Annotated in this window: 10 protein-coding genes and 1 pseudogene; 5 read left to right on the top strand and 6 right to left on the bottom strand. The window is 69.8% G+C overall.

What is annotated here, in order from left to right; genetic code table 11:
* The first annotated feature begins 136 nt into the window (after nucleotides 1–136).
* From GXW78_RS08105 to GXW78_RS28445, 3 genes are read left to right on the top strand one after another with little or no spacing between them, the layout of a single operon-like run.
* Nucleotides 137–2,083, top strand: coding sequence for a hypothetical protein (locus GXW78_RS08105; RefSeq protein WP_211867709.1), 1,947 nt, complete (start codon nucleotides 137–139; stop codon nucleotides 2,081–2,083).
* A gap of 10 nt (nucleotides 2,084–2,093) precedes the next feature.
* Nucleotides 2,094–2,921, top strand: coding sequence for an efflux RND transporter periplasmic adaptor subunit (locus GXW78_RS08100; RefSeq protein ID WP_211867708.1), 828 nt, complete (start codon nucleotides 2,094–2,096; stop codon nucleotides 2,919–2,921).
* The gene (locus tag GXW78_RS28445) at nucleotides 2,918–4,648 is read left to right on the top strand and encodes an HlyD family efflux transporter periplasmic adaptor subunit (protein ID WP_211867707.1); all 1,731 of its coding nucleotides are present in this window, start codon (nucleotides 2,918–2,920) and stop codon (nucleotides 4,646–4,648) included. Before GXW78_RS08100 ends, GXW78_RS28445 begins: the two co-directional genes overlap by 4 nt.
* Before the next feature lie 58 nt (nucleotides 4,649–4,706).
* Here GXW78_RS28445 and GXW78_RS28255 read toward each other — a convergent pair whose 3' ends face one another.
* The 5 genes and pseudogenes from GXW78_RS28255 to GXW78_RS08070 all read right to left on the bottom strand — a co-directional run bounded on the left by GXW78_RS28255 (nucleotide 4,707) and on the right by GXW78_RS08070 (nucleotide 10,367).
* Nucleotides 4,707–5,363 (bottom strand): cation:proton antiporter domain-containing protein, encoded by a 657-nt coding sequence (locus GXW78_RS28255; RefSeq protein WP_408904172.1) that lies wholly within the window; start codon nucleotides 5,361–5,363, stop codon nucleotides 4,707–4,709.
* A gap of 83 nt (nucleotides 5,364–5,446) precedes the next feature.
* Nucleotides 5,447–5,896 (bottom strand): annotated as a pseudogene (locus GXW78_RS28250) (cation:proton antiporter); the annotation flags it as partial.
* Nucleotides 5,897–6,540: 644 nt separating this feature from the next.
* Complete coding sequence (locus tag GXW78_RS08080; protein ID WP_211867703.1) at nucleotides 6,541–8,226, bottom strand: putative 2-aminoethylphosphonate ABC transporter permease subunit; 1,686 nt, start codon at nucleotides 8,224–8,226, stop codon at nucleotides 6,541–6,543.
* Entirely contained in the window at nucleotides 8,216–9,334 is a 1,119-nt protein-coding gene (locus GXW78_RS08075; RefSeq protein WP_211867701.1) for an ABC transporter ATP-binding protein, read from the bottom strand. Before GXW78_RS08075 ends, GXW78_RS08080 begins: the two co-directional genes overlap by 11 nt.
* A 10-nt stretch (nucleotides 9,335–9,344) precedes the next feature.
* Nucleotides 9,345–10,367, bottom strand: a complete 1,023-nt coding sequence (locus tag GXW78_RS08070) for a putative 2-aminoethylphosphonate ABC transporter substrate-binding protein (protein WP_211867699.1) — start codon at nucleotides 10,365–10,367, stop codon at nucleotides 9,345–9,347.
* A 194-nt stretch (nucleotides 10,368–10,561) separates the two neighbouring features.
* Here GXW78_RS08070 and GXW78_RS08065 point away from each other — a divergent pair, with 194 nt between their 5' ends.
* Nucleotides 10,562–11,488: an ABC transporter ATP-binding protein gene (locus GXW78_RS08065; protein WP_211867697.1), complete on the top strand. Its 927-nt coding sequence runs from the start codon at nucleotides 10,562–10,564 to the stop codon at nucleotides 11,486–11,488.
* Nucleotides 11,485–12,255 (top strand): ABC transporter permease, encoded by a 771-nt coding sequence (locus GXW78_RS08060; protein ID WP_211867696.1) that lies wholly within the window; start codon nucleotides 11,485–11,487, stop codon nucleotides 12,253–12,255. Before GXW78_RS08065 ends, GXW78_RS08060 begins: the two co-directional genes overlap by 4 nt.
* A 39-nt stretch (nucleotides 12,256–12,294) precedes the next feature.
* Here the strand turns inward: GXW78_RS08060 and mepA are convergent, their stop codons facing one another.
* Complete coding sequence (mepA, locus tag GXW78_RS08055; RefSeq protein ID WP_211867694.1) at nucleotides 12,295–13,131, bottom strand: penicillin-insensitive murein endopeptidase; 837 nt, start codon at nucleotides 13,129–13,131, stop codon at nucleotides 12,295–12,297.
* Nucleotides 13,132–13,133 lie beyond the last annotated feature (2 nt).

The raw sequence follows: 13,133 nt of genomic DNA, 5'->3' as shown, positions 1-13,133 counted from the left end.
CGCGGCGCTGCTCGGCGTCCGCCCGCGGCTGGCCGCCGGCATTGCAGCGCGGCGGATCGACAGTGGACGACGGCCGCTCTGGGTATTCCACAACCCTACGACCGGCCGGTATTTCCGGGCCTCGCCCCAACTCTATTTGATCGTCGCCTCGTTCGATGGCCGGACCACGGTGGAGGAGGCGATCGGTCGCGCCGCGAACGGCGAGGACCGGGACGGCCTGCTGCGCGGCATCGGTGGCATGATGGCGGCGGGGCTGATCGTTGTGCCCGGGGCGCGGCCGCCGCAGCGCCAGGGCAATGCCGCGATCAAGGCCGTTGCCGGGTTGGCCTTCACGCGATGTCGTATCGGCGACATGGGCGTCGTGATGCCGGTGTTCCGACCGCTGCTCGGCTGGCTCTACACCCCGGCCGGTGCGCTAGTTCTGCTTGCCCTGATCGTCGGAGCAGCCATCGCCTGGGCGGGCAGGGGCCCCGAACTCGCCGCGCATGTCGCCCGCTATGGCGATCTCGGCGTCGGCGACCTCATCATAGGCTATCTGCTCTTCATCGGCGCCAAGCTGCTGCATGAGGCAGGCCACGCTGTCGCCGCGGACCGCATGGCGGCGGCGGAAGGGCTGACGGTCGGCGCGCATCCCTGGGGCGTGTCGTTCATGTTCCTGCTGCCGGCGCCCTATGTGGACGCGTCCTCGGCGTGGTTCCTGCGGAGCCCGTGGCGGCGCGCGGCGGTCGGCCTCGCTGGGGTGGCGACGGACCTGCTGATTGCAGCCCTCGCCGCGCTCGCCTGGGCCGCGCTCGGGCCAGGGGCACTGCGGGAGCGGATGTTCGACCTGGTGGTGATCTGCTCCGTCTCCTCGCTGCTGTTCAACCTGAACCCGCTGGCGCGGCTCGATGGCTACTATGTGCTGTCGGACCTGCTCGGCATCCCGAACCTGATGGCGCGGGCGCAGGCGGCGTTCGGCCGGCTGGTTTTCGGACCCTTCGGCATGGCCAGCTGGCCGGCGGCGGCGGATGTGCCACTCGGGCTCTATGCGGCGGGGTCCTGGGTCTATCGCTGGACCATCTATCTCTCGATCTTCTGGCTGGCGGGCGGGCATCACTGGCTGCTCGCGGGTGGTGTGGCCTCGGTGGTCGCGCTGCTGTTCCTGGCGCTGCCGCTGTTGCGCCTGGCGCGAGCCGCACCGGGCGCCTTCGGCCGGGCACCGGCCCGCGCCACGGTGTTCGCCGCCGCGGTTGCCGGCATCATCACTGCCGTCGCGCTGCTGCCGCTGCCCAACCATGTGGTCGTCGAGGGCGTGGTGATCCGCCCCGGCCTGTCCTTCGTATATCCGCGCACCGATGGGCAGCTTCTCGCCGTCGCCCAGCCCGGGCCGGCCGGTGACACACCCGTGCTGCGCCTGCAGAACCCCGAAACCGACCGAATGATGACGCAGCTCCGTGCCGAGGCAGCCGCCATCGCGATCGAGGGCCGTCGCGCCCGCGCAACCGGCACCGAGCATGTAGATTCGACCCTCGAACGCCAGCGTGCGGTGGCCAACCAGATCGCCGGCCTTCAGTCAGAACGGGAGCAGTGGGAGGTGACGGCGCCGCCCGGTACCCTCTGGGAACCTCTGCGAGCGGAGAGCCTCAAGGGGGCATGGGTGCGGCGCGACGATGCGCGGCCGCTCGGCGTGCTGCTGTCCGAGGCGCCCGCGGAGGTCCGGCTGGTGCTGGACCAATGGGACGGGCCCGCCGTGCTCGCCGCCCTGGCTGCGACCAACGATGTGCGTATGGCGCTGCGCCTGCGGGGCGGCAGCGCTGTCGAGACCGAAGGTCGACCGCTCTGGCCGGCCATCGAGGCGCGCGACAGCCTGCCATCGCCGGCCCTCGCTTTGGCCAATGGCGGCAGCATCCCGGCGCGCACGGATGACCAAGGCGCCGCGAGGCCGGTCGAGCGGGTGTTTGAACTGCGCGTCGCGCCCGAGGCCTCCGTCGCCTGGCGGCATGGCGCGCGGGTCGAAGCACGGATCGCCCTGCCGCCCGCCTCCCTGCTGGACCAGTCCTGGCGCCGCATCCGGCAGGCGTTGCAGCGCCGGCTGGCAGTGTAGAGTGCCACCGATGTCGCCCGTCGACCGCCGATCGCTCGTCGCCTTGCCGTTTGCCCTGGCACCGCTGCGCTTGAGCGCGGAGGAGGATGAGAGCCTGATCCGCGGCCCGACACGGCCCCAGCGCCTCGCCGCCCTCGGCCCGCAGAGCGACGGCGTCGTGCTGGAAGTGCTGGTGGTCGAGGGGCAGCGCGTGACGAGTGGCGATGTCCTGCTGCGCCTGGACGACCAGGTGCAGGCGGCGCGCATCGGGCTGGCACGCGCCTCGGCGGAGGCCGAGGGCGAGCTGCGCCAGGCCCAGGTCCAGTTCGAGGAAGCGCAGGTCGTTCTCGGCCGCACCCAACAGGCCGCCGGCCGCGGCGTCGCGACGGACTGGGAACTCCGTCAGGCTCGGGCGCGCGTCGAGATGACCCGCGCGGCGACCGAGACGGCGCAGGAACGCCGTCGCATCGAACGGCAACGGCTGGAACTCGAGCTGGCGCAGCAGGCGCAGACGGTCATCCGCGCGCCTTTCGACGGGGTGGTGACGCGCGTGGACACCGTTCCCGGTGCCACGCTGACCCGCACCGACCGGCCGGTAACCGTCGCCGATCTCGCGGTGATCGAGGCGGTGCTGTACGTGCCCGCCCAGGCTTGGACGGCATTGCGTCTGGGCCAAAGCTACCAACTGATGCTGTCCGACCCCGTGTCCCGTGCCGTGCCGGCGCGATTGCGTCACATGGACCCCGTTATGGACGCGGCGTCCGGCCGGTTCCGCGCCGTGTTCATCATCGATAATGCGGACGGTGCCATCCCGGCGGGGCTGGAGGCCGGGTTCGACCTGCGGCTGGTGGCACCGTGAACGCGCCGGCCCAACGCCCGACCGACCCTCTGATCGAGCGTCTGGCGCAGCTTCGGCTGCTGCGGCGCGATCCCGGCTGGGAGCAGGCCCTGCTAGAACTTGGGCGTGAGATGACGATGGCCGAGGCGGGCGCCGTGCTGGCGCCGACCTCCGGTGTCTGGGAGGCTCTGGCGCCGGCGAATGGGGGGGCGGCGCCTGCGAGCTGGGCCGCGCTGGCGCAGGATGCGGCGAGCGGACGCGGCATTGCCGCCGCGCCATCCGGTGTTCACGGGCGCTGGGTGTTTGCGGTGGCGACCGGCCCCGCCGATCCGCCGGGCGCTGCGCGCCGGCACTCGGTGCTGGTGTTGGAAGTCGTCTCCGCGCTGCCGATGGACCTCGCGCTCACACGGGAGCGCCTGGCCTTCCTCGGCGCCGTCGCCGAGGCCGGCGCCGTCGAGGCTGCGTTCCAGGCACGCGCGCCGCAGGCGTTGGCCGCGGCCGTGGCCGAAGCATTGCTGACGGCGCCGGATCGCGCCGCCGGGCTGCATGACGCGGCTGCCTTGCTCCAATCCGCCGGCATCCCGGGCGCCGAGCGCGTCGCGATCGTGTTTCCGCGCGCGCGGCTGCTCGGCTTGTCCGACCAGCCGCAGATGGAGCCCGCCGCGCCGCTGCCGCGCCAGCTGCTGTCCCTGGCACAGGAGGCGGCCGATCGCGGTGTGCCGCACCTTGCCGAGGAGCCCACCAGCCCCGCCGAACGCGCCGTCGCGGAGCAGGCGGGACGGCACGCGCTGCTGACCGTCCCGTCGCCATCGGGTAGCGCGGTCATCGTGGTTGCCTTCGCGCCCGGTACGGCCGTCCACGATGACCTGAGCGTGCGCCTGCGACCGGTGGCCACGCTGCTGGGGGCCGTGGCCGCCGTGCCCGAATCGCGACGCGGACTGTCGCGGCGCTGGGCCTTCGTCGCCGGCTTGGCGGCAGTGATCGCGGTGCTCGCTGTGCTGCCGCGCGCCGCCGTGGTCGAGGCGCCGGTCGTCCTGCGGCCGGACCACGCGCAGGCGGTCACCGCACCTTTCGATGGCATCCTGGAGGCTTCGGCGGTGCAGCCCGGCGATACCGTCCGTCAGGGCGGGACATCGCTCGCCCGGCTCGGCACGCGCGACGTGGAACTGGAACTGGCGGCGGCGCGCGCCCGGGCGGCGAACGATTTGCGTGACGCCGCGGTCGCACGCGCGGGCGGACAGCCGGCGCAGGAACAGATCGCGCTGCTCGCGGCGCGACGCAGTGAGGCGCAGGTGGCGCTGCTGGAACACCGGCTGCGCCTGGCGGACATCCGCGCGCCCGCGGACGGTCTGATCATTGCGGGTGATCTTCGCCGCAGCCTGGGCCAGGCACTGTCGCGCGGGCAGGTGCTGTTCGAGATCGCCCTGCCCGGGCCGTTGCGCGCGGAAGTGCTGGTGCTGGACGAGGACAGCGCTGCGCTGCGCGAGGGCCAGCCGGTCCGCTTCGCGATGGCAGCGGAACCCGGCCGTGTCCGGGGAGCCGTGGTCGAGCGCATCCGGCCCATGGCCGAGGTGGTGGATGGTCGCAACGTCTTCCGCGTGGTCGCGCGGATCACGGAAAGCGATGTCACGGAGTTCCGACCCGGCATGGAAGGATGGGCGCGGATCGAGACCGGACAGACGACGTGGCTGGCCGCACTGCTTCGCGATCCCGTCCGGTGGGTCAAGCGCCGATTGTGGGTGCATTGATCCGAAGCATCAGCGCAGAAGGTCAGTGGCCAACAGCTGAAGTCCGGCTGAGCCTACGTCACGCCCGTGTCGTCAGGGTAACGGGCGGCGAGTGCTCCGGACTATCCGGGTTGGCCCGGCCGCGCAGGCGAGTGAGCGCCCGCTGTGTCAGTACCGGCCCAAGCACCGCGGTGACAACGACAAGCACCAGCACCGCATTCAGCATCCTGCCATCAAGTAGTTGCTCGCCGGCCGCGTTCACGGCTTCGTATCCCACCAGCGCAGCCGCGAGCGTCGCTGCCACCTGAGGCAATGTCAGCGACGTCATCAACAGGCGATCGGTGGCGCCGAAGCCGAATCCGCGGCCCGACAGTTCGGCCGCCGCCCATTTCCCCACGACCAGCGTGCCGACGATGGATAGAACAAGCGGCAGGTCCGTGGTCAGCGACTGGCCGAGCATTCGCAGATCGATGAGGAACCCCGTCACGATGAAAAAGGCGGGGATGAAGATGCTGTTGCCAAGGAATTCAAGCTTTACCTTGGCATTCGACGACCTCACCGCATGGTTCACCGCGATCCCGGCCAGGAAAGCGCCGATGATGCCCTCGAGTTGAATGGCTTCCGCCGCGATGGCCGCGACGCTGACAATGACCAGCAGGAGCGTGAAGCCGGCCTGCTCGCTGTTGCCCAGCGCGGCGGCGACGCGTCGCGCCAGCGGCCCGACCACACCGAGCAGGATCGCCGCAAAGACAACAAGTTCGGCGATCTGGATGAGCAGCGCGGCGGGCGCGAAGCCGGTGCGGTGCGGTGCGTTGCCAGGCAGCCGGCCAGCACCAACAGGGCCAGCATGTCGGTGAGCACTGTTGCGCCAACAGCCACGACCACCGATGCCCGCGCCGCCAGCCCGGCTGCGACGACCATCGGGAAGGCGATCAGCGTGTGCGAGGCGATCAGCGAACCGATCAGCAGGGCAGCGACCAACTGGTAGCCGAAAGCGAGGCCCACCGCGGTACCGGCGGCCATCGGTATGGCGAAGGTCGCGAGGCCGAAGGCGAACGCTCGCCGCTTGGCCAGCGCGAATTGCTTGAGGTCGATTTCCAGGCCAACGAAGAACATCAGCAGCAGCTTGCCGAGCTCGGCAAAGAAACCGGCGACGTCTGCGTGGCGCGGTACGATGCCCAGAAGATGCGGTCCCACGATGACGCCGATGAGGATGTATCCGACGCAATCCGGCAGCCGCAGGCGTGGGCATGCCCACCGCACCGCCATGATACCGAGCAAGAGAACTGCAAAGCGTGCGAGCGGCGGGAGGTCGAGCGCGCCTTCGGCAAAGGTCACGGTGCGGTCGGGCTCCTCGTGGGCGAATCCACCAACTGCTTCACGACAAGATGGCCTTGAGATGTGGAAGCAGCCGTGTGCCGATCAGAGTGACACGGTCGAGCGTGCAGATATACACCCCACCCGATGTCGGCGCGGGATGAGTTCCTTCATGTTGAACCGCACCACCCAGTCCTTGGCGATACGTTGGATAGCGTTGCGCCGTCGCGCCGGCTCGGATTGTTTGCACGGCTTGGTCCCACAGGAGTGGTCTTCAGCATCTGGGCGGACCAACCGGAACACGTCACCCGGAATCGGAGCCGTACGTCGCCGGGCCTCAACACGCCGGGCCAAGGTGAGTTCGGTAAAAGAGGGTATGAGCCTCCGAACCACCCCGCCAGGATGCTGGGCATCCTGGACCGCAATCTGTTGGCACCGGGCACTGCAGGCCTGCTGCCCCTCCAGGCGCGTTTCGCGCACGAAAGCGGGCCTCGGCACTGTTCTCCACCCTTGTTGCCCGGCGCCAAGTATTGGTTTCCAAAGGCCCTTCGGCCTTTGGCGGGGTGGGTCCGGGAGGGGCGGCGCCCCTCCCGGCCTTACCGCCGCCACGCCTGCGTCACCCTGCCCACCACCGCGCCGACGGCCAGTTGCCCCAGCTTCGCCGCCGTCGTGACCCCCAGGATCACCACGGCCATTGCCGCTGCCGCGCTGGCCTGCCCGGCCTCGTCCATATGCACCACGGCGATCGACGCAGGCTTGGTGTCGGGGCCGTAGAGGAAGATCACCGCGCTGACCGTCGTCATGGCGCTGACGAACAGGTACACCGCGATCTCCAGGATCGCCGGCAGGCAGATCGGCACCGTCACGCGCCAGAAGGTCACCCAGACCGGCACGCGCATGGAGGCACCCACCGCCTCGAATTCCGGGTCGAGCTGACGGATCGCCGTCACCGCCGTCAGATGGCAGACCGTGTAGAAGTGGACGAGCGAATTCAGCACCAGGATCGCCAGCGTCCCGTAGAGGAAGCCGAGCGGATTGGCCGGGTGGTTGAAGAACATGACATAGGCGAGCCCGAGCACCAGCCCCGGGACAGCGAGCGGCACTGATGCCGCGAAGCGAACCATCCCCGGCAACGCGCCGTCCTGCCGCCCGCGTTCCAGCACATAGGCGATGGTGAAGACGATGACGCTGCCGATCATCGCAACCAGCGCCGCCATCCGTACCGACAGCCACACCGTGCTCCACCCCGCCGCGTCGAAGCGCGTGAAGTCGTAGTTGTCGAGCGTGAGCGATAGATTGTACGGCCAGAAGCGGATCAGCGAACCCCAGACAGCCACGCCGACGATGCCGACCAGCAGCGCCGCGACGACCAGGCAGAGCGCGAGCAGCGGCAGGTCCCGCGCGCGCCGCGGCGCGGGGCGCAGCGGCACGGCGCGGCCGGACAGCGTCGCCGCGCGCTGCCGCGTCGCCCAGCGGTCGAGCGCATAGGCGATCACTGCAGGCAGCAGCAGCACCAGCCCGACCACCGCACCCATGTTGAAGTTCTGCAGCCCGACGACCTGCTTGTAGACATCGGTGGCGAGCACCGGGAATTGGCCGCCGATCACTTTCGGAATGCCGAAATCCGTGACGACCAGGGTGAAGACGACGACGAAGGCGGAGACGAGGCCATAGCGCGCGCCAGGCAGCGTCACCGTCCGGAAGATGCGCGCGCGGGATGCCTTCAGCGCCGCCGCCGCCTCGTACAGCCGCGCATCGGCGGTGGACAGCGCGACCGAGAGGATCAGCGCCGCCGAGGGAAAGCAGTGGAAGACCTGCGCGACGACGATGCCGATCGGCCCGTAGATGCTGTTGCCCATCAGTAGCCCGCGCAGCATGCCCTGGTTGCCGAACAGGTAGATCAGGGCGAGCGCCGGCAGCAGGGAAGGGGCCAGCAGCGGCAGCATCATCACTGCGCGGAACAGCGGCTTCGTCGGCATGCAGGATCGCGTCAGCGCATAGGCGAAGGCGAAGGCGAGCGGCACGACGATCAGCGCGGTCAGCGCCGCCGTCCACACGCTGTTCCACGCCGCGACGAGCAGAGCCGGCGTGGTGACATAGGCGGCGAGGTTCGCGAGGCCCGCGAAGCCACCCTGCGGCGTCTCGAACGCGCGCATCAGCAGGGCACCGAGCGGCAGCACCAGGAAGATCGCCAGGAAGCCCGCGGCGAGCCACAGCCCGCCGCGCATCAACGCCTGGTCGAGGGAGAGGCGGGGCCGGGACAGGGCCGCGTCAGACATCATCCGGGAAGACCAGCAGATGCTCGGGCGGCAGCGTCACGGCCACCTTGCCGTCGGCCAGCGAGCCGAGCGCGGCGAGATCCGCCGGCGGGATGGAGGCGAGCAGCCGCAGCGGCCCGGCTTCCAGCGACAACCGCACCACCGGCCCGAGGAACTCCAGCCCCGTGACGGTCGCCATCAGCGCCCCCGCCGGCGCGGCATCGTGGGGATGCAGCCGGACATGCTCCGGCCGGATGAAGCAGACCACCCGCGCGCCGTAGAGCATCAGCCGCGCACCGGTCGCCGGCAGCCGCACGCCCTGCGCGACGACGGTGCCCGGCGGGGTATCGACCACGGCCTCGATGCGGCTGGAATGGCCGACGAAGCTCGCAACGAAGGGTGTGGCGGGCTGCGTATAGATCTCGGCGGGGCTGCCGATCTGCTCGATCCTGCCGCGGCTCATCACCACGATGCGGTCGGAGACACTCATCGCCTCCTCCTGGTCATGCGTGACCATGATCGTCGTGACGCCGAGGCGCTGCTGGAGCGACCGGATCTCCTGCCGCAGATGCAGCCGCACGACGGCGTCCAGTGCCGAGAGCGGCTCGTCCAGCAGCAGTAATCCAGGCTCCGTCGCCAGAGCGCGGGCGAGGGCGACGCGCTGCTGCTGCCCTCCCGAAAGCTGCGCCGGATATTTCGGCGCGTGCTCGGCTAGGCCGACGAGGCCCAGCATCTCGTTCACCCGTTCCTTCACCCGCGCCTTCGGCCAGGCCGGTCCGCGCAGGCCGTAGGCGATGTTCTGCGCGACCGTCAGGTTCGGGAACAGCGCATAGGACTGGAACACGATGCCGAAGTCGCGGTCGGAAGGCGGCAGGTGGGTGATGTCCCGGCCGCCCTGGAGGATGCGCCCCGTTGTCGGGGGATCGAGCCCCGCGATACCGCGCAGCAGCGTCGTCTTCCCGCAGCCGGAAGGCCCGAGGAAGGTGACGAACTCCCCTGCCTGCACGGCCAGGTTCACCCGCTGCAGTGCGACGAAGCTGCCGAACTGCTTGCCGGCGTCGCGGACTTCCAGATAGGCGGCGCGCGTCGGCGCGCCTTCCGTCACGGCCGCGTCGGATGCGGAGGCGCCCATGCCGGTCGCGTCAGTTCCGCGGCGCCGACTTGCCGTCGAACCGCGCCGCCCAGTCGCGCAGCAGCCGGTCCCGTTCCTGCGCGATGGCGCGGAAATCGGCGTCCACGAGCCGCTCGGCGAAGGCCGCCGGGTAGCCGCGCACCGTGGGTTCGACGCCCGGCAGGGCGAGCAGCGCATAGTAGCGGCCATAGACCTCCATCGCCGGGCGCGACACCGCGAAATCGGCGAGGCGCCGGGCCGCGGCGAGGTTGCGGGTGCCGCGCATGATCGCCGTGGCCTCGAGGTCGAAGCCGACGCCGTCGGTCGGCACGATGATCTCGATCGGCGCGCCCTGGTTGCGCAGCGTCACGGCGCGCATGTCGAGCGAGATGCCGACGCCGAACTCGCCGCGCGCCGCGTTGTTGCAGGGCGAGGAGCCGGAATGCGTGTACTGCTGGATGTTGTCGTGCAGACGCGTCATGAAGTCCCAGGCGCCGGCCTCCCCGCGGCGGCTGATCCAGCCCGCCAGGGTCAGGAAGCCGGTGCCCGAGGAATTCGGGTTCGGCATCGCGATCTGGCCACGGAAGGCCGGGTTCAGCAGGTCTTCCCAGGTGCTCGGCCGCGGCAGGTTGCGCTGCTGCGCCACCGCCGTGTTGAAGCAGATGGCCGAGACGAAGGCGTCCATCCCCGTCCAGGTCATCGGGTTGCGGTCGGACCGCATGGAAGGCCGCAGCGCGTCGGCGCCGACCGGCGTGTAGGGCTCGAGCATCTCGAGTCCCTCCATCTGCAGGATGGAGAAGACGGACAGACCCCAGACCACATCGGCACGCGGATTGGCGCGCTCGGCGATCAGCCGGGCGGTGATGACGCCGGTGCTGTCGCGCACCCAGGCGATCTCGATGTCCCGCAGCGCGGCCTCGGCCGCCTGCTTGAAGGGCTGGAGCTGCTCGTTTTCTAGCGCAGTGTAGACCATCAGGCGGGTGCGCTGCTGCGCCTCGGCGGCCGCGGGCAGCAGGCTCGCGAGGGCCAGGGCGAGGAGGGCAAGGCAGCGCATAGGGGACGGCTCCAAGCGGTCGGCGGGGCCGTTGCGTAGCTGCTCTCGACGTCGGACGTATGACGTTTTGATTGCGGTTCCGTGTCAGCGCGCCGGGGCCGGTGAACGCCGCGCCTCTCACAAGGACCTGTCGTGCTGCTGCATCAATGGCTGTCCGCTGGTATGCCTGCCGGATGGTCATGAGAGTCGAGGCAATGCCACCCATACTGTCTGTTGCCGGTCTCGAGAAACACTACGATTCCGGTCTGACGGCCCTCGGCGGCGTCGATCTGGAGGTCCGTCGGGGCGAGATCTTCGCGCTGCTCGGTCCGAACGGCGCCGGCAAGACGACCCTCATCAGCATCATCTGCGGCACCGTCACGATGACGTCGGGCAAGGTTCTCGTCGGCGGCCACGATGTTGTGACGGATTTCCGCGCGGCGCGCTCCATCATCGGCCTGGTGCCGCAGGAGATCGCGCTGGATATCTTCTCGACCGTCTGGAACACGGTCGTTTTCAGCCGCGGCCTGTTCGGTCGCTCGCCCGATCCCGCCTATCTCGAGCAGATCCTGCGCGATCTGTCGCTGTGGGAGAAGCGCAACAGCAAGGTCATCGAGCTGTCGGGCGGTATGAAGCGGCGCGTGATGATCGCAAAGGCCTTGAGCCACGAGCCCGAACTGCTGTTCCTCGATGAACCCACGGCCGGCGTCGACGTGAACCTCCGCCGCGACATGTGGGCGCTGGTCCGCCGGCTGCGCGACAAGGGTGTCACCATCGTCCTGACCACGCACTACATCGAGGAAGCCGAGGACATGGCCGACCGCGTCGGCGTCATCGAAAAGGGGCGCATTCTCCTGGTCGAGGACATGACGACGCTGATGGAGAAGCTGGGCAAGCGCCGCCTTACGCTCGTGCTGCAGCATCCGATGGCGGCGATCCCGCCCGAGCTCGCCGGCTGGCCGCTCGAGCTTCAGGCCGATGGGCAGCAGCTGCTCTATACCTTCGACGCCAATGCCGAGGGCACCGGCGTGCCGGGGCTGCTGAAGCGGCTCGGCGAACTCGGCATCGACTTCAAGGATCTCGACACCGAGCGAAGCTCGCTCGAGGAGATCTTCATCAGCCTGCTGGAGCCCGCGCGATGACCGGCATCAACTACCACGGCATCTGGGCCATCTACCGCACCGAGATGCAGCGGGCGTTCCGCACCATCTGGCAGAGCATCATCACGCCGGTGATCACGACGGCGCTGTACTTCATCGTGTTCGGCGCGGCCATCGGGTCGCACATGCAGCAGCTCGGCGGCGTCGACTACGGCGCCTTCATCGTGCCCGGCCTGATGATGCTGACCATCCTCACGCAGAGCATCTCGAACGCCTCCATCGCCATCTACTTCCCGAAATTCACCGGCACGCTGTTCGAGCTTCTCTCCGCGCCGCTCTCGGCTTTCGAAGCCGTGCTCGCCTATGTCGGGGCGGCCGCGACCAAATCCATCGGCATCGGCCTCATCATCCTGCTGACCGCGACCTTCTTCGTGCGGGTCGAGATCCTCCATCCGGTCTGGATGGTGGCCTTCCTCGTCATCACCTCCGTCGCCTTCAGCCTGTTCGGCTTCATCATCGGCATCTGGGCGCGGAGCTTCGAGCAGCTCGCCATCGTGCCGTCCCTGGTTGTGACGCCGCTGACCTTCCTGGGCGGTGCGTTCTACTCGATCGACATGCTGTCGGAACCGTGGCGGACCATCAGCCTGTTCAATCCCGTGGTCTACCTGGTCAGCGGATTCCGCTGGAGCTTTCACGGGGTTGGGGATGTCAGCCTGGTCGCGAGCCTCGCCTTCATGACGGGCTTCATGGCGCTGTGTCTCGGGGTGCTGTGGTGGATGTTCCGCACCGGATACCGGCTGAAGCCATAGATCGCCCGCGCCGGCCGGCGACTGCCGCCGGGGCTGCCGCTACCGCGCCGTCAGGACCCCGGCGCAGGCCACGGGCATCACCGGCCGTGGCCCGACCCGCCGGGGCGGTGGCCGTCGCGCTTCCTCCGTGAACCACCAGGCGAGCGTCGCGTCGCACCCATCGCCCGGTGGCGGCGGGGCGATGCCGCGGCATTCCGGCTGGTCCGCTGGGCAGGGCAGGCGGATGTGCATATGGGCGTCATGCCCGCGCCAGGGGCGCACGCGGCGAAGCCAGGGCTCGCCGCGATGGCGCCGGCAGAGTTCCTGCTTGATCGCCGCATTCACCAGCAGCCGGTCCAGCCCCGGCATCTGCGCCGCCAGCCGGATCAGCGCGACATGCCGGTCGGTGAACCGGGCCGGGTCCACCGCCGATCCACCCGGCAGCACCAGCGAGACTTCCGGGATGCGTTCGCGCTGCGCCGCGGGCAGCAGGGGCTTGGGGTTCACGTCCAGCCAGATGTCGGCGTCGATGCCGGCCTGGTGGCTGGCGTGGCCGAAGGTCATCGGCCCGCCCCGCGGCTGGGACAGGTCCCCGATCCACAGGTCCGGGAAGCCCTCGGCGCGTGCCCGGCCGGCAAAGGCCTGGACCCAACCCACCATGGCGGGATGCCCCCAGTGGCGGTTGCGGGAGATACGCACCGATTGCCAGCCCGGCCCCTGGTTCGGCAGCTCGACCGCGCCGGCGATGCAGCCGAGGCCGGTGCTGCCGATGACGCGCACCGGCCCGGGGGAGGGGGTCGCCACCGCTCCCCAGCTTTCGGCCCGCGAGATGTCCTGCGCCATGGCGGCGCCCTGTGCCAGCAGCGCCGCCAGGAATCCGAGAAGTGCCTTGCCCATGC

Origin of the sequence: Neoroseomonas terrae, assembly GCF_018129025.1 — a bacterium.
Classification (GTDB): Bacteria; Pseudomonadota; Alphaproteobacteria; order Acetobacterales; family Acetobacteraceae; genus Neoroseomonas; species Neoroseomonas terrae.
The sequence above is the reverse complement of the archived record's forward strand: the minus strand, read 5'-3'. Positions and strand labels throughout refer to the sequence as shown.

Bases quoted from the DNA above. Each gene is read 5' to 3' on its own strand.
- GXW78_RS08100 (WP_211867708.1), top strand. From the start codon at position 2,094: ATGTCGCCCGTCGACCGCCGATCGCTCGTCGCCTTGCCGTTTGCCCTG.
- GXW78_RS08080 (WP_211867703.1), bottom strand. From the start codon at position 8,226: ATGATGTCTGACGCGGCCCTGTCCCGGCCCCGCCTCTCCCTCGACCAG.
- GXW78_RS08075 (WP_211867701.1), bottom strand. From the start codon at position 9,334: ATGGGCGCCTCCGCATCCGACGCGGCCGTGACGGAAGGCGCGCCGACG.
- GXW78_RS08070 (WP_211867699.1), bottom strand. From the start codon at position 10,367: ATGCGCTGCCTTGCCCTCCTCGCCCTGGCCCTCGCGAGCCTGCTGCCC.
- GXW78_RS08065 (WP_211867697.1), top strand. From the start codon at position 10,562: ATGCCACCCATACTGTCTGTTGCCGGTCTCGAGAAACACTACGATTCC.
- GXW78_RS08060 (WP_211867696.1), top strand. From the start codon at position 11,485: ATGACCGGCATCAACTACCACGGCATCTGGGCCATCTACCGCACCGAG.
- mepA (WP_211867694.1), bottom strand. From the start codon at position 13,131: ATGGGCAAGGCACTTCTCGGATTCCTGGCGGCGCTGCTGGCACAGGGC.